Below are 22,490 nucleotides of genomic sequence, written 5' to 3'. Positions count from 1 at the left end.
GGACGGCGGCTCTACGGGATCGTGTAGGCTCGCGGGCATGCCCATCACGCGACTCACGAAGCCTGATTCGAAGTTTCGCCTCGATGACGTCTCGACCGATCCGCCTCGGGACGCGACGAAGCAGGAGGCTGCGGAGCGGCTCAAGGAGCTCGGGGGCGAGCTGCTCGAGCTGCAGGAGCTCATGTGGGGAGCGAGGACGCACAGCGTCCTCATCGTCCTTCAGGGCCGCGACGCGGCCGGCAAGGACGGGGCGATCAAGAACGTCGTCGGCGCGCTGAACCCGCGCGGCGTCGCGGTGAGCTCGTTCGGCGTGCCGACGAAGGAGGAGCGGGAGCACGACTTCTTGTGGCGTATCCACCGGCAGGCGCCGCGCGCGGGGGAGTTTGCCATCTTCAACCGCTCTCACTACGAGGATGTGCTCGTCGTGCGCGTGCACGATCTCGCGCCCAAGTCGCTGTGGGGGGAGCGCTACGATCACATCAACGACTTCGAGGAGCTGCTCGCCGAGCACGGGACCATCGTGATCAAGTTCTTCCTGCACATCAGCAAGAAGGAGCAGGAGGAGCGGCTGCTGGAGCGCGAGGAGAACCCGTCGACCGCGTGGAAGCTCAACGTGAACGACTGGAAAGAGCGAGAGCGCTGGGACGAGTACACCGAGGCTTACGACGAGGTCTTCCGGCGCTGCTCGTCCAAGCACGCGCCCTGGTACATCGTGCCGGCCGACGCAAAGTGGTACCGCAACCTCGTCGTCGCCGAGACCGTGACCGAGACGATGCGGGAATACCGCGACGGCTGGCTGAAGACGCTCGAGCGGAACGGGAAGGCGGGCCGCGAGGAGCTCGACGAGTACCGGAGGTCGCGGGGTGGGCGGAGCAAGGGGTGAGCGGACAGGAGAGGCGGCGCTGAGCGGCGCGCGCAGGCGGGCGGCCGGCCAGCTCGGCGCGGCCGCCCTCGTGGCGTCGCAGCTCGTTGCCTGTCCGTCTTCGCCCGAGCGGGACCGCAACACCGCAGAACCGGCGCCGTCCGCGCCAGCGGCGGCGCCGCTCGCCTCGCCCGCCCGCGCCCCCGCGTCGTCCGAGCCCCCCGTCTCGGCGCTGCCGAAGGCCGAAGCGCCGTCTGCCCCGAGCGCCGAGCCGGGCGCCGCTCCGCAGAGGCGCGGGTCGCGCATCGGCGGCGACGGCCGCATCGAGATCGAGCAGGGCGGGAGCGTGCGTCGGCTCGACGGTCCGTGCCAGTCCACCTACGAGGCGGCTGACCCCATGCCCGGGCCCTACGCGGAGATCCTCGATCCCGACGCGAAGGCGCCGCGGCTCATCCTCGATTCGTGCGGCGCAGGAGGCACGCACTTCGATATCGTCGCCACCGGCCTCAAGCTGCCGGGAGAGCTCGAGGTGATCCGGGTGCGCTTCCTGGATCCGAAGACAGGGTCGGAGTGGACCTCGGACACCGCGAAGCTCAAGGTCACCGAGTTCACGAGCGTCGGAGCGCCGGTGAAGGGCACCTTCGAGGCGACCATGAGCGCGCGGCTGAACCGCCCGTCCGAGCGGATCCGCGGCACCTTCTCGCTCCCCCGCGCTCCCGACCGATATCCGCCCTAGCAGGCGCAGAACGCAAGTCGCACGCAGCGACCCGCGTGGGCTCCCGAGGCCATGGCACGGAGTTCCACGCGAGGCACTCCGTGGTTGCATGAGCCATTGAGTCCCCCAGCCGGCGGGGCCGACCGACGACCCTTGGACTCGTCGACGATCTGAACACGTGGCCACGCGCGGCGGAGTCAGGAGGTCGCGCACGGTGACCGCCGGGGGGACGGCTCGCGGATCGCCGATCCGTGCTCGTCTTTCAGGGGAGCCCTGGCAGAGCGCCGCCGCGGGCGCGCCATGGGGGCTGAGCGGCTCGGCCAATTGACGCGCTGTCGCTCGGGTGATGCAATTCCCACGAGGAGGAGGGGACATGCAGCTCGACGATGCCAGGCACGAGTACAACCCATACGCCGCGCCGACGACCGACGACGCGCGCTCCCATGGCGAGGACCAGCCGGATGAGCACATCCTCGCCGAGCGCGGCAGCGATGACCGCCGCTGCCTGCACGATCGCATCGCCGGCACCAAGGTCGTCCTCGCCCCGCCCAAGGCGGGCCCCTGATCGCCCTCTCGCCGCATGATCCACCGCGAAACGCTCCGCGAGCCGCTCGACACGAGCGCCGAGATCGAGACGCCGGAGCACGTGCGGTTCCGCCACCAGATCGCGGGCCCCGCGCGGCGCGCGCTCGCGTACCTCATCGATCTGGTGGTGCGCGGCGTCATCGTCTTCGCGGTCGGGATGCTCGCCGCGATCGGCGGCATCGCCGTGGGGCCGGCGCTGCGCGGCGCGTCGACGGGCTTCGTGCTGCTGGTCCTCTTCGCGATCGAGTGGGGGTATTACGTCTTCTTCGAGACCCTCTGGAGCGGCCGCACGCCCGGCAAGCGCGCTCTCTCGCTGCGCGTCGTCACCGACGGCGGCCAGCCGCTCCGCTTCGGGGACAGCCTGCTGCGCAACCTGCTGCGCGCCGCGGATCTGCTCCCCCCGTTCATCGAGCCGCTCTCGTTCCTCGGCACGTACGCGGTCGGCCTCGCCGTCATGGGCCGTGATCCGCGCTTCCGCCGCCTCGGCGATCTCGTGGGCGGCACCCTCGTGATCGTCGAGGAGCGCCACACCGTCGCCGGCCGGTTCGCCCTCCGCCCTGCGCCGCGCCCCGCGGAGCTCGCGAGCCTGCCCGCGCGCCTCCCGCTCTCCGGCGAGGAGCTCGACGCCATCGAGCTCTTCCTCCGCCGCCTCGATCGCCTCTCGCCCGCGCGCGCCAACGAGCTCGCCGAGATGACCGCGCCCGTGTTCGCGCGGCGCATGGGCGTCCGCTACAAGGACGCGACGCGCTTCCTCGGCGTCCTCCACTACCGCGCGCACGCGCACCGCGGTCAGGAGGGGGCCGCGAGCGGCCCCAAGCCCCGCCGCAAGAAGGAGGTGAGCGCGTGATCGGCGCCCGCTCCCAGGACGAGTTCGTCGCGGCCCGCAGGCAGGACTGGCAGGAGCTCGATCACATCCTCCTCGAGGGCGGCGAGTCGCTCGCGAAGAAGGACGGCGCAGCCATCTCGCGCCTGGCCGCGCTCTACCGCTCGCTCTGCACCGATCTGATGCGCGCGCGCGCGGCGCGCTACACGCCCGATCTCACCGCGTACCTCGACGCGCTCGCCGCGCGCGCGCACGCGACGCTCTACGGCGCGGAGCCCTTCCGCCTGCCGGACGTGGTCTCCTTCTTCACCCGCGATTTCCCGCGCGCGTTGCGCCAGAACGCCCGCTTCTTCGCGATCGCCTGCGCCCTCTTCTTCCTCCCCTCGCTCGTCGGCATCGCGGGCGCGCTCGCCTCCGATGAGTTCGCCGCCCACGTGCTCCCGAGCTCGGTGCTCCAGGGCATGGCCCAGATGTACAGCGAGGGCCTCAGCGGGCGCGACGCGGGCACCGACACCGGCATGGCTGGGTTCTATGTCTTCAACAACGTCGGCATCGCCTTCCGCTGCTTCGCCACCGGCGTGCTCTTCGGCGCGGGCAGCATCTTCTTCCTCATCTACAACGGCCTCTTCACCGGCACCGTCGTCGGCCACGTGATGAGCGTGGGCCACGGCGGCAATATCTGGACGTTCATGTGCAGCCACGCGCCCTTCGAGCTCACCGCGATCGTGATCGCCGGCGGCGCGGGGCTCGAGATGGGCTACGCGCTCGTCGAGACGCGCGGCCGCACGCGCATCGGCTCCCTGCGCCGCGCGGCGCCGTCCATCGTGCGCCAGGTCCTCGGCGCGGCGGCGATGCTGCTGATCGCCGCGGGGATCGAGGGCTTCTGGTCCCCCTCGGGGCTCCCCCCGCCGGTGAAGTGGGCGGCCTCGGGCGTCTTCTCGCTGCTCATCGTCCTCTACCTCGCGCTCGCGGGTCGCTCCGCCGAGGAGGCGCCGCGATGAACCTCGACGCCTCCGCGATCGTGCTGCGCCCGCGCCCGCTCTCCGAGATCCTCGATCTCGCCTGCCGCCTCTGCATGTCGATCGCGTTCGGCCTCTACGCGCGGCTCTCGGCGATCCTCTTCCTCCCGATGCTCGCCGGCTGCCTCGCGCTGCGGTACGCGGCGGGCTGGTCGTGGCCCGCGGTGTGGGGCGCCGCGATCGCGCTCGGCGGCGTCGCGCAGGGCGTGTTCACCGTCGCGGTGGGGCGCCTCCTCTTCTCGGAGGAGCTCGGCGCAGGCCAGGTGCTCCGCCTCTTCGGAAAGCGCCTGGCGTCGTACCTGTGGATGCTCTTCCTGAGCCGCCTCCTGCTCATCGCGGCCGCGCTCCCGCTGCTCCTCGGCCTCCCCCTCGCCTGGCCGCGCCTCGTCTTCGTCCACGAGGCCAGCTTGCTCGAAGCCGCGCGCGCCGGCGACGCCATCCAGCGCAGCAGCCGCTTCGTCGCGGGCCGCGTCGCCGCCGTCCTCGGCGCGCTGATCGCGCTTCTCCTCGCGCAGGCCGGCATCGCGCTCGTGCTGGAGCTGCTCGGCCAGTCGATCGTCGACGCGATCCTCCAGCTCGGCCAGCCGTTCGGCGCGCTCCTCGACGACGGCGGCTCGCCCTTCGCGCTCGCGGGCTTCTTCGCCGGCATCCCGTACGTCGCGACCGCGCGCTTCCTCCACTACATCGACGCGCGCACGCGCGCCGACGGCTGGGACATCCAGCTCCGCTTCCTCGCGATCGCCGCGCGCGAAGGCGAGAGGAGGGCCGCCGCGTGAGCCGCCGCAGGCGCCTCTTCCTCGCCCTCTTCGCGCTCTCCGCGGGCGCGCCGCTCGCGCGGGACGCCCGGGCGGAGGACGCGCAAAGGAACGTCCACTGGAGCGTGCGCGAGGTCCTCGAGGACGATCGCTACCGCTTCTGCCACGAGGACGACTACCCGCTCACCCCCGAGGAGCACGCGTGGTGCCCGATCATCGCCGGATCGAGCGACGTGTGCCCGCAGCTCCCCGCCGCGTGCAAGCTGCCCGCCGTCGAGCTCTCGCGATCGGTCGTGTCCCGCCGCGGCGGCCGCGGCGGTCGCGACGCGTCCGGCAACCATCCCGCCAGCGGCAAGCCGGCCGATCGCGGCCCGAGCGAGGACGAGCGCCGCCGCCCCGGATCCGAGAGGCGCGTCGATCTCTCGGGGATGAGCGTCGTCGCGTCGGTGCTCTTCATCGGCCTGCTCGTTGTCTTCTTCGGAGGGGTGATCCACGCGCTGCTGAAGAACCTGCTCCGCGATCGCGCCCCCGCCGCCGAGGCCAAGGAGGAGAAGGCGCCCGCGCGCGGCCCCACGCCCGAGGAGGCGGCGAAGCGCGAGGTCGAGACCGACGTGCAGCGCCTGCTCGCGCGCGCGCGCAGCCACGCGGGGCGCGGCGACTATGCTCGCGCGATCGACGACGCGTACGCCGCGCTCCTGCGCCGCCTCGACGGGGATGGTCTCATCGAGATCCACCCCTCTCGCACCAACGGCGATTACGTGCGCAGCCTGCGCGAACGGCCCGATCTCAAGGGCGCGATGCGATCGATCGTGCGCGACGTGGAGGGCGTGCAGTTCGGCGTCACGCCGCCCTCCGAGCCGATCTTCCGCGCGGTGATGGATCGCGTCGTCCCGCTCGTGAGCCGCGCGCTCGCGCTCGCGCTCGTCGCCTTCGGCCTCTCCGCCGCGCTGTCCTGTACGCCGCACGCGGGCGGCGACGAGGGCGGCGGCGACCGCTCGCCCTCGGGCACCCAGGCGGTGCTCGAGGTGCTCAAGGACCAGGGCTTCAAGGCGCGGCGCCGCGGCGAGGCGCTCGCGGCGCCCGATCGCGCGCTCGCGCTGGTGGTCCTGCCGGGCGCGACGATCGACGACGCGACGTGGAAGGACCTCTTCGCGTGGGTGAGCGACAAGGGCGGCACGCTCTTCCTCGCCGGGCTCCCGCGCCTGCCCGACGAGGTCGGGCTCGGCCTGCGCGTGGCCCAGGACGCCGAGACGTCGACGGCGCTCGCCGCGGACTGGTCACGCGGGCTCCGCGCCTCGCTCCCGCCCGGCAAGCGCCTCGTCGACCTGTACGGCGACGACCCCGACGATTCCTTCATGATCCTCCGGGGCGAATCGTCCTCGACCGCGGGCATCGTCCGCCGCCTCGGCCAGGGCAAGGTCGTCGTCGTCGCGGATGATCGCCTCGTGTCGAACGTCTCGCTCGCGGCCCCCGACAACGCGCAGCTCTTCCTCGATCTGCTCCGGTTCACGCCCCCCGCGACCGAGGTCGAGATCGTCGATGAGTGGACCGGCGTCGGCGCCGAGACGCCCTTCGCGGCCGTGCGCGAGGCGTACCTCTGGCCCTTGATCGCGCAGCTCTTCCTGCTCCTCGCGCTGCTCTACCTCTGGAAGGGCAGCGCCTTCGCGCGCCTCCGCGATCCGCCCGCCGCGGGCCGCCGCGCCTTCGCCGATCACGCGCGCGCGCTCGGCCTCGCCTACCGGCGCGCGCGCGCCTCGCGCCACGCCGCGGGCCTCTACGCGAGCTGGGCGCTCGACCGCCTGCGCGAGCGCGTGCACCGGTCCGGCCGGCGGGGCCTCATCCCGCTCGCCGAGGCGATCGCCGCGCGCACCGGCCGCTCCGAGCCTGAGGTGATGCGCGTGCTGGTCGAGGCCTCCGGCGCCCGCGACGAGGCCGCGCCCGCCTCCTCGCTCCGCGCGCCGCAGAGCTCGCGCGGCGCGCGGCCCTCGCCCCGCCCGCGCGACGGCGCCGCCGCCGATCTCGAGCTCGTGCGCGAGCTCCAGGGCTTCCTCGACGCGACCGGTCAGCGAACCTCCGATCGAAAGACGACATGAACCCGATTGAATTCCGCGATCGCTTCGATCTCCTCCGCCGCGAGGCCGGCAAGGTGCTCCTCGGCCAGGACGATCTCATCCTGCACACGCTCGTCGCCGTCCTCGCCGGCGGTCACGTGCTCATCGAGGGCGTGCCCGGCCTCGGCAAGACGCTGCTCGTGCGCACCCTCGCGCACGTGCTCGGCGCCACCTTCAAGCGCATCCAGTTCACGCCCGATCTGATGCCGAGCGACGTCACCGGGGGCAACGTCTTCAACCAGAAGGAAGACCGCTTCGTCTTCCACGAGGGGCCGATCTTCACGCAGCTCCTCCTCGCCGACGAGGTCAACCGCGCGCCCGCCAAGACGCAGAGCGCGCTGCTCGAGGCGATGCAGGATCTCGCGGTCACCTCCGACGGCATCACGCGCGCGCTGCCGGATCCGTTCTTCGTCATCGCCACGCAGAACCCCATCGAGTCGCAGGGGACCTACCCGCTCCCCGAGGCGCAGCTCGACCGCTTCTTGATCCAGGTCAACGTCACGCACCCCTCGCAGGCGGTCGAGAGGCTCATCCTCAAGAACCACGTCAACGGCTTCCACGCGGCGCGCCTCGATCGCTTCGAGATCCAGCGCGTCGCCACCGCCGCGGAGCTCGTGGAGATGCGCGAGGGGCTCGCGCGGATCCGCGTGGACGATGGCATCATCGAGTACATCGCGGACATCGTCGGCCGGAGCCGCGTGCACCGCTCGGTGTACCTCGGCGCCTCGCCGCGCGCGTCGATCGGCCTGCTCGCGGTCGCGCGCGCCCTGGCCGCGAGCGAGGGCCGCGAGTACGTCATCCCCGACGACGTGAAGGCGCTCGCGCCCGCGGTCCTGCGCCACCGGCTCATCCTGCACCCCGACGCCGAGATCGAGGGCGTGAGCGCCGACGACTGCGTCGACGACATCCTCCGCGAGGCCAAGGTGCCGAAGACGGCGGCCTGAGCGCGATGATCCCCTCGCGCGCCCTCGTCCTGCTCGCGATCGTGCCCCTCGGGCTCGCGGTGGCGACGCTCGTCGATCGCACGCTGCTCCTGCCCATGCTCGCCGCGGACGCGGGCATCGCGCTCTGGGCCGCGATCGACGCGCTCCTCGCGCGGAGGCCGCTGGTCACGGTGAAGCGCCACGCGCCCGCGGTGCTCTCCATCGGGCGCCCCAACCTGATCACGCTCGAGATCCGCTCGCTCTCCCGCCGCAAGCTCTCGATCGAGGTCGCCGACGACCTCTTCGATCACGCCGAGAGCGACGACCTGCCCGTGAAGCTCGAGCTCCCGCCCAGGGAGCGCGCGGCCGCCCGCTACCACGTGCGCCCCACCCGCCGCGGCGCGCACGCGATCGGCGATCACCACGTGCGCTACCTCTCCCCGTTCGGCCTCTGGATCCGGCAGGTCACGGTGCCGGCGGAGACGCCGGTCAAGGTGTACCCCGACGTGCAAGCGGTGCGCGCCTTCGAGCTCATGGCGCGCCAGGATCGCGATCCGGCGGCGCTGCGCGCCTCGCGCAAGCGCGGCGGCGAGAGCGAGTTCGAGCGCCTGCGCGAGTACCGCCGCGGCGACGAGTTCCGCTCCATCGACTGGAAGGCGACCGCGCGGCAGAAGAAGATCATCAGCCGCGAGTACCAGCTCGAGAGCAACCAGAACCTCCTCTTCCTCCTCGACGCGGGCCGCCTGATGACCGCGCAGACGCAGGGGCTCTCGCTCTTCGATCACGCGCTCAACGCCAGCTTGATGCTCTCTCACGTCGCCGCGCGCGGCGGCGACCGCGTGGGCCTGCTCGCCTTCGCCGACGGCATCAAGAGCTACGCGCCCCCGGTGAGCGGCGCGGGCGCGGCCAAGCACGTGCTCTCCGCGGGGTATGACCTCTACCCCGAGCTCGTCGAGACCAACTACGGCGCGGCGTTCCAGCACGTGGGCCTGCGCGTGCGCAAGCGGAGCCTGATCGTGCTCTTCACGCAGGTCGTCGACGACGTCGCCGCGGGCGAGCTGCTCCGCCTGATGCGCGGGGTGATGCCGCGCCACCTGCCGCTCATGGTGCTGCTGCGGGACGTGGAGATCGACGCGCTTGTCGAGGGCGGCGACGTCGACCCCTACACGCGCGGCGCCGCCGCCGAGCTCTCGAGCTTCCGCGACCGGCTCGTGCGCGACCTCAAGAACCACGGCGCGCTCGTGCTCGACGTCGCGCCCGGCCAGCTCACCGGGCAGCTCATCAACCGGTATCTCGAGATCAAAGCGCGCCATCTGCTTTGATTTCGGCTCCCACGCGGGCCCCGACCTCCGCGGGGCGACGTGGAGCTGCTCCGGCCGCAAGCGCGGCCGGGCGGGCCGCGCCCATGCCGCCGGGCTCCGCTGGGCGCGACCCCTGCGCGCGCTCGCAGCGGGCGCGCTCGGCGCTCGCGCGGCCGGGTCCGGCTGACGCATGCGCGCGCGCGGCCGCGTGATCACCCCGACGACGACGCTCAGCCGGCCTTACAGAGCAACACGTTACCTTCCACCAGCGGGGTTTTGCCTTCCGGAGCAAGTCGTTGCGCTTCTCACAGGGCCCCAACGGGCGAGCGGGCCACAGCGACATTCGTCACCTCCGCACCACCGCCCGAGCGTCGATCGTGCGCGCTCAGCCAGTGAAACCCGGCCGATCCAGCGGTTTCCCGGCCATTTCACCGCCGCCCCGCCGTGCGTGAGCCGCCGAGCAGGGCGGCGTCTTCGCGGCTCCGCGCGCACGCCTGGTATGCGGATCGCGTGAGCGGCACAGCCCTTGATTAGGCCTGTGCGCAGAGGACGGAACGGTGGGCGCGACGCGGCGGACATCACGCCGCATGAGACGCCTGCCGATCCGTCGATGACCGAGGAGGCCAATCTGCCTCGGATGAAGGAGAAATGGGATGAATACCGACAAGAGTGGATTCGATTTCGAGATGATCACCCCTGAGGACCCGGCCGAGCTCGAGGTACGGGAAGTCGCGCTGCATTGCCATTGCTGCGGCTACGTGAACGACGAGTGACAACCCTGGTATGCCGACCGCGTGAGCGGCGCGGCTCTTGATTGGATCTTTGCGCAGACGGCGGGTCGGCGGGCGCGGCGCGGCGGACACCACGCCGCATGAGACGCCTGCCGACGCGTCACCAACCGAGGCGGCCAAGCTGCCTCCGATGAAGGAGAAACAGGATGAATACTGACAAGAGTGGATTCGATTTCGAGATGATCACCCCCGAGGACCCGACCGAGCTCGAGGTGAGAGAGGTCGCGCTGCATTGCCACTGCTGCGGCTACGTGAACGACGAGTAACATGAGCGGCGGGGGGGCGCGCCCCTCGCCGCCGGCGCCGAGGCAGCGCTCGCCGCGCTGCCTCGGCGCTTCACCTTACCCGCGCGCGAGGAGCTTTTCATGTCTACGAAGTCGAGATTCGATCTGCCGCGCATCGGCGTTGGGCTTGCCTACCGCCCCTGGTTCGTCCGCGGGATCGAGCAACACCGCGACCGGATCGACTGGATCGAGATCTGCGCGGATCATTACATCTACCGAACAGAGGGGAGGGTCGCGCGCGCCGTCGAGCTGAGCGAGCGTCTGCCCATAGCACCTCATGGCCTCGAGCTGTCCATCGGCACCGACGCGCCGCTCGACATGGATTACTGCCGTGATATCGCGCAGCTCGCGAGAGCGGTCCGCGCCCCCTGGTACAGCGATCACCTCTGCTTCACGCAGGTCTCCCGGATCGAGCTGGGCCAGCTCACCCCGATCGCGTTCACCGAGCGTACCGCGTCGCGCTGCGCAGCGAAAGCCCGGCAGTTCCAGGACATGCTGGGGGTCCCGCTGCTCCTCGAGAACATCGCCTATTACATGGGGATCCCCGGAGGCGCCATGACAGAGGCGGAGTTCCTCAGCAAGGTCGTGAACGACGCCGACTGCGGCATCTTGCTCGATCTCACGAACCTCTACGTCAACGCCCGGAATCTCCGCTATGATCCGTATGAGTTCATCGACCAGATCCCGCTCGAGCGCGTCGTGCAGGTCCACCTGGCCGGCGGGACTTACGAGGACGGGATGTGGGTCGACACGCACGACCACCCTGTCGACAGCCATCCCGAGGTCTGGGACCTGCTCGACTACCTCTGCCGGAGAGCGCCCGTGCGCGGCGTCCTCATCGAGCGCGACGCGAATCCGCCGGACGACTTCGGCGAGATGCTGGCGGAGGTCGAGCACGCGAGGGCTATCTGGGCGTGAGGCGTTCCTCGCGCAGCTGGAGGGAGGACCATGGAACGTGTCATGAATCACATAGCAAAGGGGCGGACGATGGAGCGCGCAGCGGAGATGCGGGCGACGGGCACGGATACATCGGCGTTTCAGACCGCGTTCGCGCGGCTGCTCACCGATCCTCAGGCGTTCGAGCGCTTCTACGATGATCCGGCGCGCTTCGCCGAGGAGAACGCGCTGAGCGCCGGGCAGATGTCCGCGCTCCAGTCGCTCGACAGGGACCGGCTGCGCTGGATCTCGGGCTCGCTGGGCCTCAAGCGCTTCTACCTCGTCGAGACGTACTTCCCCGCCACGTTCGCGCTGCTCCGGCGCAACAAGGCGCTGTCGAGCGTGGGGCGGAGCTTCATCGCCACCTACCGCCCCATCAGGTCCGAGCACCTGATCCGCGCGTTTCGAGACGCCCTCTGGTTCGCCGAGCTCATCGAGCGGCGTGTCGGCCAAGGGGAGCTCGGACTCCCCTACCTCATGGACGTGATGCGCTGCGAGCTCGCCGAGTTCATTGTGTGGTCCGACGCCGCGTGCGTCGAGAGCTCGAACGATTTCAAGTCGCGGAACGCGTCGAGGCCGAGCGTCACCGAGGAGGAGCTGCTCGACGGCGCCGTGCGCGCGGGCCGGCACGTCGCGCTGCGCGAGTTCTCGTGCGACGTGTTGCCGTTCATCCAGGCGCTCGTCGACGGCAAGGCGCCGCCCGAGCCGGAGCCCGCGCCGACGCTGCTCCTGTTCGGGAGGATCGCGGTGACCGACCGGGTGCAGAAGGCCCGCGTGGGGGGGATGATAAGGTCGTTCCTTACCCGCGCTGTCGACGGGAGGCCTACCCGGGAGATCCTCGGGGAGATCATCGAGCCGCAGACCGATAGCGCCGCGCGGCGCGCCGTCGAGCGAGATTGCTGTCGAACGCTGCAGAAGCTCTACGCGCTGAACTTCGTGACGATCGAGGAGAGCGTGGGGCCGGGCGCGCGCGGCAGAGGCGACGGCGAGGGGCCGCGGAGCGGGGCATGAGGAGCGCTGCCCGACGCCATCATTCCTCACCGGGGGCGGCTCCCCTTCCCCGGCAGGACGCGGCGGACAAGGCATATCGTCGATCCGGTTCATCCGGGCGGATCGACGCGGCCTACGGGCGCCTCGCCGCGGCGCTCGGCGACGACGCGGTGCTCGGCCCGGGCTCGGATCTCTCGGCCTACGAGGACCCCTATGCATTCGGCGGCTCCGAGGACTTCCGGTGCTCCGGGGCGGTGCTTCCGAGATCGGTGGAGGAGGTACAGGCCGTCCTGGCCATAGCCAATCAGCACGGCATTCCGATCTGGACCGTATCCACCGGACGGAACCTCGGGTACGGGGGCGCGGCGCCGCGGGTGAGCGGGGCCATCGTGCTCGACATGCAGCGGATGAACCGGATCCTGGAGGTCGACGAGGAGCATGCCTACGCCCTCGTCGAGCCCGGCGTGAGATTCGTGGACCTCTATGAACATCTCCGCGAGCATCGGCTGAAGCTCTGGATGTCCGCGCCATCGCTCGGTTGGGGCAGCGTCCTCGGCAATGCCCTGGAGCGGGGCATCGGCTACACCCCGTACGGCGATCACGCCGCCCAGATCTGCGGGATGGAGGTCGTCCTGGCGAACGGCGACGTCGTCCGCACCGGCATGGGAGCGTTGCCCGGCGCCAACACCTGGCAGATGTACAAGGGCGGGTATGGCCCGTCGCTGGACGGGCTGTTCCTGCAGTCGAACCTGGGGATAGTGACCAAGCTGGGGCTCTGGTTGATGCCTCAGCCTGACGGAATGATGTCATGCACCGTGCACTTTCAGAGGGAGTCCGACCTCGAGGCGGCCATCGATGTGCTCGCGTCGCTGCGCCGCCGGGAGATCATCCAGAGCAACGCCCAGCTGGGCAATGTCCTGCGCGACGTGGCGCACCGCTATCCGCGCTCGCGCTGGTACGACGGCCCCGGCGCCATGCCCGATGAGGTGCTCGACGAGGTCCGCCGGGATCTGGGCATCGGATGGTGGTGGATCCTGCGCTTCGGCCTCTACGGCGACAAGGAGCTGCGGGACGCTCGGTTCAGGATCGTCCAGCGAGAATTCTCGAGGATCCCCGGCGCCGAGATCACGGGGCATGAGCATCTCGCCTCGGGCTCGGATGGGCTCCACGCCTGGGAGGTCGAAGGACCGGCCGGCCGGCTGGCGGGCGTCCCGGGGTTCTTCTCCTTGAACGCGCTGAAGTTCCGCGGCGACGACTGTGGGCACCTCGACTTCTCTCCGATCGTGGCGTCCAGCGGGCGCGAGGCGGCGAGGGTTTACAACCACGTGAAGGCGCGCGCCCGCGAGCACGGGATCGACTACCTGGCCGGCTTCACCGCCGGCGTGCGCCACCTGAACCATGTCTTCACGATCCTCTACGAGAAGCACGACGCGAAGCAGACGAGCAGCGCCGCCGCGCTGCTCGACACCTTGATCAGGGAAATGGGGAGACAGGGGATCGGCGGGTACCGGGCGCACCTGGCCTTCATGGACCTGATCGGCGATCAGTTCAGCTTCAACGAGCACGCGCTCCGGCGCTTGAATGAGACCCTGAAGGATGCGCTCGACCCGAACGGCATCCTGTCGCCGGGCAAGCAGGGCATCTGGCCCGCGGCGTCTCGAAAGCAGCGCGCAGGAACGCGGTGATCGGCGCGCGCGCCACTCGCCGAGGAGGAGCCTTGCCCGATCTGCCCGCGAAGTTCGAGGCGCAGGGGCGCGGGCGGCGCATGGCCCCCGACGAACTCGTCCCGCCCGTCGATGTGTACACTCGTTCCTATAGAGTGTACACTCGTCCATATGTCGACCCCTCACGATCCCCGGTCCATGCGCGAGCGGATGCTCGCTGGCGACCTCTACATCGCCGACGATCCCGAGATCGCCGAGCAGAGCGCGGCCGCGCTGGATCTCATGGCGGCCTACAACGCGACGTCGGTACGGCAGCGCCCGCTGCGCCGCCGCTTGCTGGAGCAGCTGCTCGGCGCGATCGGCGAGGGCACCGAGATCCGCCCGCCGTTCCACGTGGACTACGGTTCGCGCATCACCATCGGGGCGCGCTGCTTCGCGAACTTCGGGCTGGTCGCGCTCGACGTCGCGCCCATCACGATCGGCGACGACGTGCAGATCGGCCCGAACGTGCAGCTGCTCACGCCGACCCACCCGGTGGAGCCCGAGCCTCGGCGGCAGAAATGGGAGGCCGCGAAGCCCATCACGATCGGGAACAACGTGTGGCTGGGTGGCGGGGCCATCGTGCTTCCGGGCGTGACGATCGGCGACAACACCGTGGTGGGCGCGGGCTCCGTCGTGACGCGCGACCTGCCGGCCAACGTGGTCGCGGTCGGGAACCCCGCCCGCGTGGTCCGCGCCCTCGACGCCGCGGGCGCCGCGCCGGCGCCGGGCGAGGCGCGAGGGTGACGGAGGCGCGATGAGCGCTGCCAGGGCGAGGCGCGCCGCCCCCGCGCGGCGGGCCCGTCGCCACGACCCAGGGCGCCGGGAGCGGCTCGTGGCGACCGCGCTCGACGTGATCGCCGAGCAGGGCGTCGCCGGCGCGTCACACCGCTCGATCGCCCGGGCCGCCGACGTGCCGCTCGGCTCGACCACGTACCACTTCGCCTCGATCGACGAGCTGCTCGCCGCGGCGTTCACCCGGCACGCGGACGACGTGGCCACCCGCTTCGAGGAGCAGATGCGCGCCGCGTGCGACCGCGAGGCCGCGGTCGAGCACCTCGTCGAGCACCTCACCACGGCCCTCCTCGGCTCGGAGCGCGACCTGGTGCTCAGCGTCGAGCTCTACGTCGCCGCCGCCCGGAGGCCCGCGCTGCGCGCCGTCACCCAGGCCTGGATGCTGCGGAGCCGGCGCGCGCTGGAGATCCACTTCGACCCGGTGACCGCGCGGGAGCTCGACGCGCTGATCGAGGGCCTCGTGCTGCACAGCGCCCTATCGACGGATCCCATGGCGCCCGAGCAGATCCGGCACGCCATCCGCCGCTTCACCCGCTGAGCTCTCGCAGGAGCAGGGCAGTCCACCCCCTGAGAAAGCGGCTCCCGCGCTCTCGCTCACCAGGACGTCGGCCCAGCGGCGCGCATGCTCCTCAGCACGCCTTGCCGCATACCAGCCGTCCGTCTGGACACGTCACACCGGGCGTGCTGTCAGCGCCGCAGCTCACCTTGCACTCCGCCGTCTCGGCGCACGTCGCGACGCAATCCGCGTCGCACTTGAGCTCGCAGTGACTCTCGTCCCCACACCGGATCGTGGCGCCGGGGCCCAGGTTGAACTTGCACTTGGCCTGGTCTTCACAGACCGCCGTGGATCCAGCGTCTGCCTTCAGGTCGCAGTCCGACTGCCCCGTGCACGAGATCACGCTGCCGTCGCCGCCGTTCCCCTTGCACTCGCTCGTGTCGAAACACTGGAGCGTGAGCGCGCCTTCGCTGCTCCCGTTACACTTGGTGTTCGCCGTGCAGTCGAGCGAGCACGACGTCGAGCCGCAATATGTCTTACAATCAGCGCCAGCCACACACTCACAGTCGAACCCGGTGCACGCACATCCTGCACCCGTGCACGTCGCGCTCCCTGTCTCTCCCCCGTCACTCCCGCACCCCGCAGCCGTGAACATCGCGAGCGTTACCAGCCAAGCTCGTGCCTTCATCGCTGTCTCCTCCGAGAGTAGGTAAGTAGATCGCTGCACCAAACGTAGACGATGCTGCCAGCCTCGTCATGCAGAGCGGCAGGAGCGCGCTTCCACGCATTCCCCGTTGACATGCATGATGCCATGTGCATCAAACACCCTGCAGGCGGCGTCCAGGACGTTGCCACTCCGATCCGACGCTGGAGAGCGCTAGCTCTACTGGGAAGTCGGCCGGGGAAGCGAACCGCCAAGCCGCCAAGGGCGCCAAGAAAACCGGGGAATAGGGGGGGATGCCCGGACGGCCCCCTTCCTCTTCTCCCCTTGGCGTCGTTGGCGGCTTGGCGGTTTTTCTTCTGATCCGGGGCAACTTCCCGCAGTAGAGCTAGCGACTTACTTCACGGTGTTGACAAACTCGCCCCGTCCTCGGTCCGCACCTGATATCGCAGCTACGAAGCATCCTGAGACGGCAGTCGAACGCATGTCGCGCCCGTTCGGCCGCCAGCGGCGAGCGCGCGCCCGTCACTTCAGCACGACGCGGACGAGCGCAAACTCCGACCCGAACCAGCCGCTCGTCGGACGCGAGTACGTGATGTACTGCACCCGGCCGCCGTCCTCCTCGTACTCCACGTGGTGGACAGCGTCGTAGGGCGCGTGCTCCTCGGGGGCCGTAACCAGGGTGGACTCTTCCGACCAAGGGCCGACGAGGTCCGGGGCGGTGCGCGCCACGATCCGGTGGTCGAACGGGGGCGCGTAGACCGCGAGCCACGCCCCGAGGTGCTCACAGTACGAGACGGACATGATGGGCGCGCCGTCGAACAGCTCGGCGGCCTCCGAGGCGTCGTCGCTCCAGCCGTCGCCGTCGAAGTAACGGAAAGCGCCCCGGTCGAGGGGCGTCTCGAGCGGGACCCGCGCGAGGCTGCACGGCTTGGACAGGCCGCCGTCGCACGCGAAGGTGTAGAGATCGTCGCCGTGGGCGACCACCGCGGCCCCCCAGCCTGGCTCGCCTTCCCCGAAGAGCAGGTCGGGGTGCTCCGCGCTCGCGTCCACGATCGGCCGCTCCGGCGCCTCATCGAGGCCCTCCCAGATCGCGAACGACTGGCCCACGCCGCGGAAGTTGAAGTCGCCCGGCTCCGCATAGATGAGGCCATACGGGATCAAAGCGCGGTCGCGCGCCGCATCGAACACCGGCGCCCCGGGCCACACGGCCCAGCGGGCGCCGCACGGCGCCTCGGCGCAGTCGTCGCCGGCGTGAGCGTCGTTGAACGCCTGCTCGTCCGCGGTGGGCGCGATGAAGTACCCCGGCGCCCCGACGCTGTCGGCCGGCGAGGAGAAGCCGCCGATGCCGTCGGACGCGTCGAGATCGTCCGAGATGTCGAACGAGTTATGGTGCCAGTTCGTCCCGGCCTCGTCAGCCTGCGTGAGAACGGTATCGCCATAGACCCAGACCGATTTGCCCCACGCGACAGCGCTGTCTCCACCGTCGCGCCCTTCGATCCACGCCCCCTTCTCGACGACGCCGATCTCCTCGGCAGACTCGACGCCTGGCCCCGGCTCCCCGCCGCACGCCGCGAGGACCAGATGCGCGAGGACGATGGGGACAGAGCGGGCGGGCGTGAGGGATAGGCGCAGGGAGCTCATGACGCCATCATCCCACGGAAGGGGACGGCGCAGCTCACCACGTGCTCGATGGGCAGCTCGACGAAGAAAGTCGAACCCGCGCCGAGCGCGCTCTCGACCCGGATCGAGCCGCCGTGGGCCTCGACGATCTGCCTGGCGACGAAGAGACCGATGCCCACGCCGGCGTAGTCGCGCGACGACACGGCGCGCTCGAACCGCTCGAAGATCCGCGCCGTGTTCTCTGGGGCGATGCCGATTCCGTGATCGCGCACCGCGATCACGGCCGCGTCCCCGCGCCGCTGTACGCTGATCTCGACGGGGGCGTTCGCGCCATACTTCAGCGCGTTGGACACGAGGTTCGTTACGACCTGCTCGATCCGCAGCGCATCCCAGCGACCGAGGATCTCGCGCTCGACGCGCAGAGACAGCGAGCAGCCCGCCTGCGCCAGCACCACCTGGAGGGGCTCGACGGCCTGGCGCACCACCTCGGCGAGATTGACCCTCTCCGGCTCGAGCTCGAGGCGACCCGCCTTGATGCGCGACAGATCGAGCAGCTGATCGACCAACCGCGTCAGCCGCGCGACCTGTCGAAGGCTCCCCTCCACCGCTCGGGCGGCGCGGTCGTTCTGGAGAATCGCTGGCTCGCCGCCGCCAGGCTTGCGCTGCAGCGCCTGCAGCGTGAGCTGGAGCGCGGCGATGGGCGTTCGGAGCTCGTGGGACGCGATGGAGAGGAACTCGTCTCTCTCTCGGACGGCAGCCTGGGCGGCCTCCTCACGGAGAGCGAGTCGGCCGCGATCTTCTACGGCCCTCCCCCGATCCTGGTCGATGCATTCCAGCGCGGCAGCGCTCTTCCAGATGTGGCGCACGATGAGGACGATGCAGCCGACGACGAGGAGCGACGACTCGAACGCCGAATCGTAGAGGCCGAGCCCCCGCCCCTTCACGATCGCCCAGCCGAGGACGAACGGCGCGCCGAACGCGGCGACAAGCAGTCGGCGCGCCATCACGCCGCCGGCCCCCGCGCTGTTCAACAGCTCGACGCCGCTCAGCTCGGGCCGCGCGCACAGGGCGCCCGCAGACAGCACCAGAAAGAGCAGCGCCGTATGCAACGCCATCTCGGTCGTCGCTCCGACGCCATAAAGATACCCGACCCCGAGCACATATCCGAGCACCGCCAGCTGCCCGAGCAACGCGATGAGCACGACCATCGCGAAGAAGAGCCGGCGCACGCGCCGCGCCTTCGCGTCGAGGAGACACAGCGCCGAGCCGAGGAGGACAAAGCAGAGGGCCGTCGTGATAGCCATTCTGCCGAGGTGAGGGGTGCCGACGGCGCCCGGCCCTTCCCGGAAGAGAATCTGATCGATATGGAGCGGCTGGTTCAGCGCGTATTCCAGGCACGTGAGCAGCCCGATGAGAGCGACTCCGCCGGCGCACGCCCACGAGAGCCGGCGCGTCCGCAAGCTCGAGCCCGCGCGGCGATAGAGCCACAGCGACGCGCCGGCGGCAAGGAAGGCCAGCGCCGTGTTCACCTTCATGGTCACGAATGTAGGGTGGACACTCTTGAGAACCTGAACATCGAGCCACCAGCCCACCAGGACGGCCCCAGCGGTCACGACGGTGAGGGCGCTCGCGGCTCGTGGGATGATCCCAATCCAGTCGAGCAGAGGTGGACCAGGAAGCGCGCGCGGGCAGCCAGGCTCGTCCAGTCCGCTGCTTCGCCCGCCCGCTTTCGACGTCATCGATCACGTAGATTGTCTTCGAACACCGCGATGCGCAACGTGCGAGGAGTCGCGCGCTGCCCTCTCGTCACGCCGCCCAGCGCCGCGCTCGACGAGTTTTTTTGGCATCATCGGGTCTGCGATTTGCGCAGGGGCAGCCCTGGTGAAACGGCGGTGTCCGTCCGGCTGCAGATGGAGCGGCAGAGGTCGCGTATTGCTGCGGCGCGCCGAGCACCGCGCAGGTGGCCGTCGCCCTCCCCGGCCGGACCTCTATCGCCAGCGCCCGCGGGCTCAGGCCATCCGTCGGACCATCTTCGTGTGCGGGATCCCCGCCTCGTCGAAGATCGGCCCTTCCTCGACGAAGCCGAGCTTGCGATAGAACGCCGCTGCAGAGACCTGGGCGTTCAGGATCAGCGCGCGCGCGCCCTCTGCGCCGGCGACGCGGATCGCCTCCTCCATCAGCCGCCGCCCGAGGCCCGCGCCGCGAAGGTCTCTCCTGACGGCCACGCGGCCCACCTTGAGCGCGCCCTCGTACGGCACGACGCGCATCGTCGCGACGACCTCGCCGCCGTCGAGGACCACGAAGTGCCGCGCGACGGGGTCGAGCTCGTCGATCTCGATGTCCTCGGGCACGGACTGCTCGACGACGAAGACCTCGCGCCGGAGGCGGAGCGCGCCGGCGTAGAGCGGCGAATCGCTGCGGATCGGGAGGACGTCGCCGGCCATCTTCGCTTCGTGCGCCGTCCCTGGCGGCGCGTCCACCCGATTCAGCGCGCCTTTTGGCTGCTCTCCGCAGACGCCCCGACCTCGGAAGAGCTAGCCTGATCGGACCGTGAAGATCATGACCTTCAACATCCTCTTCGGCGGCGAGGATCGGTTCGAGGCGATCCTCGCGATCGTCGCCGCCGCGCGCCCGGATCTGCTCGTGCTCCAGGAGTGCGTGGGCTGGGAGGACGGCGCCCGGCTCCGGGCCGTCGCCGAGGCGATCGGCGCGCCCGCCGGCGAGCGGCACGCCGTCCTGGGCAACGCCAACCCGCGGCCGAACGGGAGGCGCAACCACGTCGCCGTCGTCAGCCGGGCGCCGCTCGCCGGCGCGCGCGTGCACGCGCCCGAGACGCTGGCCCACTGCCTCGTGGAGGTCGAGCTCTCGCTCGACGGCGAGCCGCTCGTGGTGCTCGGCACCCACCTCAACGCCGGCAGCGAGGATCGCCGGCTCACCGAGGCGCGCTGGCTGCTCTCGCTCGTGCCCCCCGCCCGGTTCGCCGCGGGCCTCTGGGCGCTCGCGGGCGACCTCAACGCGCTGTCGCGCCGCGACCCCTACCCCGCGGACCTCGGCGCGCGCCTCGCGGCGGCCGGCATCGAGAAGTACGGCAGCCCGCCGCGGTTCGACACGATGGATTCGATCGAGGCGTTCGGCTGGGCCGACGCCCTTCTCCAGAGGCCGCGCACCTCGCGCTGGTTCACCGCGCTGCGCGGGCGCGACGGCGCGCAGGTGGAGACGCGGACCGACTACGTGCTGCTGTCGCCGCGGCTCGCCGGCCGGCTCGCGCAGGCCGACGTCATCGACGTCGGCGCCGCGTCCGACCACCACGCGGTCATCGCCGAGCTCTCCTGACGCGCCGCCTTTCGGCTACGCTCGCCGCGCGAGCTCTCGCAGGAGGGAGCAGGAGGAGAAGCGAGCGTGGTGGATCCGCCGATCATGGACCGTGCGCCCCGGGACGACGCGGCGGCTCGACGCGACCGCGTGCTCGCCGCGCTGCTCCGCGGGCCGGACGCCCTCGTGCTGCTCCGCTGCGACGCGAGGCTGGCGCTCCTCGCCGGCAGGGCGACGCCCCTCCAGATCGCGCTCGTCACGGCGCCAGGGGATCTCTCGGCCGACGAGATCCACGCCCTGCTCGAGCCGCTCGTGAAGGCGGTGCAGCCCGGCGGGCCGCCCACGCACGTCGTGCTCGTGGGCGGCGCCGCTGCCCCAGGCCGGGCCGCGCTCGCCAAGGTGGCGCCGCTGGTGCAGCTCGTGCGGATGGGCTTCCACCACCTCGACGCGGCGGGCGAGCTCGCGCGCGTGAAGGGGCAGGCCCTGCCGGCCCTCGAGCGGGCCTACGAGCGCCTCGCCGAGGTGGGTCCGATCGAGCCCGACGCGCTCGCGGAGGCGCTCGCCGAGGGGCACGCGCTGGCGCAGCAGGAGCGCGCGATCGTCGACCGGCTGAGGGGCAGCCGCCGCGTCACGGCGACGCTCATGATCGCGTGCGCCGCGCTCCTCGCCGTGAGCTACGCCTTCGGCTCGGGCACCCACGAGGCGGCGCTGTGGCGCATGGGCGCCAACAGCGGCGAGGCGGTGCGCCGCGGGGAGCTCTACCGGCTCCTCGCCTCGGCGTTCCTGCACGCCGACCCGATGCACCTCTTCGTCAACATGCTGGCGCTCTGGTCGTTCGGCCCGATGCTCGAGGCGCTCTTCGGCCCGCGGCGCTTCCTCCTGCTCTACGGGGCCTCGGCGCTGGGCGGGTCGCTCGCGAGCGCGATGCTGGAGGACCGGTGGAGCGTCGGCGCGTCCGGCGCGATCTGGGGCCTCATGACGGCCGGCATCGGCGTCGCGCTCCGGCCGCACGGGCTCCTGCCCCCCGCGATGATCGCGCAGATGCGCAGCCGCGCGTGGCTGCCGCTCGGGCTCAACCTCGTCTACAGCTTCCAGCCCGGCGTCGACCTGCTCGCGCACCTGGGCGGCGGCGTCGTCGGCTTCGCGCTCGTCGTCACGGTCCTCCCCCGCGGCCTCACGCCCGTGGACCAGCGCGAGCGCGCGGCGGACGCCGAGCCGAGGCCGCGCCCCCTCCTCACGGCGGCGGCCACCCTGGCGGCCGCGGCGATGGCGCTGTCCGTGGCGACAGCGTTCGCCGCCGGCCGCCCGTGGGAGCTCCGCGCGCCGCCGGTGCTGGCGCGCACCGCGGTCGCGGACACGGGCGTCGCCCTGGACCTGCCGGAGGCGCTCGCGAGCGCCGCGTCCGTGGAGGAGCTGGCCGGCGTCCGCTTCCACGCGTACGGGAAGCTGCCCCGGACGCCCGTCGTGTTCCGGGTCGCCGTCTTCCCGCTCGAGGGCGCTGTGCCGCCCGAGCAGCTGGACGCCCTCCTCGAGCAGGAGCGCAAGGTGCTCGACGAGCAACGGCCGGCGAACACCGTCACGAAGGGCCCGGCGACGCGCGTCACGCTGGGCGGGCGGCCGGCGGTGAGCGTGAAGAACGGGCTCAAGAACGGGGTGCAGATGGTGAGCTACGTCGTCGTGCTCGGGGATCGCGAGGTGATGCTCCAGGCCTACTCGACGGCGGATCGGCCGGCGACGTGGGAAGGGATCGAGGACAAGGTGGCGGCGACGATCCGGGCGCAGTAGTACGCGGCTGGTAGCGCCCG

General features: G+C 71.1%; 20 protein-coding genes. 16 read left to right on the top strand and 4 right to left on the bottom strand.

Annotated elements, in window-relative coordinates:
* Positions 1 to 37: 37 nt before the first annotated feature.
* The 14 genes from POL72_RS34640 (at position 38) to POL72_RS34575 (ending at position 15,131) form a co-directional block, all read left to right on the top strand.
* Positions 38 to 883 (top strand): PPK2 family polyphosphate kinase, encoded by an 846-nt coding sequence (locus POL72_RS34640; RefSeq protein ID WP_272101067.1) that lies wholly within the window; start codon positions 38 to 40, stop codon positions 881 to 883.
* A complete protein-coding gene (locus tag POL72_RS34635; RefSeq protein ID WP_272101066.1) occupies positions 864 to 1,598 on the top strand; it encodes a hypothetical protein in 735 nt (244 codons plus the stop codon). Before POL72_RS34640 ends, POL72_RS34635 begins: the two co-directional genes overlap by 20 nt.
* 352 nt (positions 1,599 to 1,950) lie before the next feature.
* Entirely contained in the window at positions 1,951 to 2,142 is a 192-nt protein-coding gene (locus POL72_RS34630; protein ID WP_272101065.1) for a hypothetical protein, read from the top strand.
* 15 nt (positions 2,143 to 2,157) lie between these two features.
* Complete coding sequence (locus POL72_RS34625) at positions 2,158 to 3,009, top strand: RDD family protein (RefSeq protein WP_272101064.1); 852 nt, start codon at positions 2,158 to 2,160, stop codon at positions 3,007 to 3,009.
* The gene (locus POL72_RS34620; RefSeq protein WP_272101063.1) at positions 3,006 to 3,986 is read left to right on the top strand and encodes a stage II sporulation protein M; all 981 of its coding nucleotides are present in this window, start codon (positions 3,006 to 3,008) and stop codon (positions 3,984 to 3,986) included. The genes POL72_RS34625 and POL72_RS34620 overlap by 4 nt, the downstream gene beginning before the upstream one ends.
* Positions 3,983 to 4,780 (top strand): hypothetical protein, encoded by a 798-nt coding sequence (locus POL72_RS34615; protein ID WP_272101062.1) that lies wholly within the window; start codon positions 3,983 to 3,985, stop codon positions 4,778 to 4,780. The genes POL72_RS34620 and POL72_RS34615 overlap by 4 nt, the downstream gene beginning before the upstream one ends.
* Positions 4,777 to 6,852 carry a DUF4350 domain-containing protein gene (locus tag POL72_RS34610; protein WP_272101061.1) on the top strand — a complete coding sequence of 692 codons (2,076 nt, stop codon included), beginning with the start codon at positions 4,777 to 4,779 and terminating at the stop codon, positions 6,850 to 6,852. The genes POL72_RS34615 and POL72_RS34610 overlap by 4 nt, the downstream gene beginning before the upstream one ends.
* Complete coding sequence (locus POL72_RS34605; protein ID WP_272101060.1) at positions 6,849 to 7,814, top strand: AAA family ATPase; 966 nt, start codon at positions 6,849 to 6,851, stop codon at positions 7,812 to 7,814. Before POL72_RS34610 ends, POL72_RS34605 begins: the two co-directional genes overlap by 4 nt.
* Positions 7,815 to 7,819: 5 nt before the next feature.
* Entirely contained in the window at positions 7,820 to 9,115 is a 1,296-nt protein-coding gene (locus tag POL72_RS34600; RefSeq protein WP_272101059.1) for a DUF58 domain-containing protein, read from the top strand.
* Between the two features lie 1,135 nt (positions 9,116 to 10,250).
* On the top strand, positions 10,251 to 11,087 hold the full coding sequence (locus POL72_RS34595; protein WP_272101058.1) for an MbnB/TglH/ChrH family RiPP precursor modification enzyme: 837 nt from the start codon (positions 10,251 to 10,253) through the stop codon (positions 11,085 to 11,087).
* Positions 11,088 to 11,129: 42 nt separating this feature from the next.
* Positions 11,130 to 12,116 (top strand): hypothetical protein, encoded by a 987-nt coding sequence (locus tag POL72_RS34590; RefSeq protein WP_272101057.1) that lies wholly within the window; start codon positions 11,130 to 11,132, stop codon positions 12,114 to 12,116.
* Positions 12,113 to 13,780 (top strand): FAD-binding oxidoreductase, encoded by a 1,668-nt coding sequence (locus POL72_RS34585; protein ID WP_272101056.1) that lies wholly within the window; start codon positions 12,113 to 12,115, stop codon positions 13,778 to 13,780. Before POL72_RS34590 ends, POL72_RS34585 begins: the two co-directional genes overlap by 4 nt.
* Positions 13,781 to 13,957: 177 nt before the next feature.
* On the top strand, positions 13,958 to 14,545 hold the full coding sequence (locus tag POL72_RS34580) for a sugar O-acetyltransferase (RefSeq protein WP_272101055.1): 588 nt from the start codon (positions 13,958 to 13,960) through the stop codon (positions 14,543 to 14,545).
* A 10-nt stretch (positions 14,546 to 14,555) separates the two neighbouring features.
* Positions 14,556 to 15,131: a TetR/AcrR family transcriptional regulator gene (locus POL72_RS34575; RefSeq protein ID WP_272101054.1), complete on the top strand. Its 576-nt coding sequence runs from the start codon at positions 14,556 to 14,558 to the stop codon at positions 15,129 to 15,131.
* Between the two features lie 91 nt (positions 15,132 to 15,222).
* On the opposite strand, the gene POL72_RS34570 is transcribed toward POL72_RS34575, so the two are convergent.
* The 4 genes from POL72_RS34570 to POL72_RS34555 form a co-directional block, all read right to left on the bottom strand.
* Complete coding sequence (locus tag POL72_RS34570) at positions 15,223 to 15,777, bottom strand: hypothetical protein (protein WP_272101053.1); 555 nt, start codon at positions 15,775 to 15,777, stop codon at positions 15,223 to 15,225.
* Between the two features lie 498 nt (positions 15,778 to 16,275).
* Positions 16,276 to 17,394, bottom strand: a complete 1,119-nt coding sequence (locus POL72_RS34565) for a DUF5005 domain-containing protein (protein WP_272101052.1) — start codon at positions 17,392 to 17,394, stop codon at positions 16,276 to 16,278.
* Positions 17,391 to 18,908, bottom strand: a complete 1,518-nt coding sequence (locus POL72_RS34560; RefSeq protein WP_272101051.1) for a sensor histidine kinase — start codon at positions 18,906 to 18,908, stop codon at positions 17,391 to 17,393. The genes POL72_RS34565 and POL72_RS34560 overlap by 4 nt, the downstream gene beginning before the upstream one ends.
* Before the next feature lie 474 nt (positions 18,909 to 19,382).
* Positions 19,383 to 19,817: a GNAT family N-acetyltransferase gene (locus POL72_RS34555; protein ID WP_272101050.1), complete on the bottom strand. Its 435-nt coding sequence runs from the start codon at positions 19,815 to 19,817 to the stop codon at positions 19,383 to 19,385.
* A 115-nt stretch (positions 19,818 to 19,932) separates the two neighbouring features.
* Between POL72_RS34555 and POL72_RS34550 the strand changes: the two genes are divergently transcribed.
* Entirely contained in the window at positions 19,933 to 20,706 is a 774-nt protein-coding gene (locus POL72_RS34550) for an endonuclease/exonuclease/phosphatase family protein (protein WP_272101798.1), read from the top strand.
* Positions 20,707 to 20,790: 84 nt separating this feature from the next.
* Positions 20,791 to 22,470 (top strand): rhomboid family intramembrane serine protease, encoded by a 1,680-nt coding sequence (locus POL72_RS34545; protein ID WP_272101049.1) that lies wholly within the window; start codon positions 20,791 to 20,793, stop codon positions 22,468 to 22,470.
* Positions 22,471 to 22,490: the final 20 nt, after the last annotated feature.

The sequence above is a fragment of the Sorangium aterium genome (genome assembly GCF_028368935.1).
Lineage (GTDB): Bacteria > Myxococcota_A > Polyangia > Polyangiales > Polyangiaceae > Sorangium > Sorangium atrum.
The sequence above is the reverse complement of the archived record's forward strand: the minus strand, read 5'-3'. Positions and strand labels throughout refer to the sequence as shown.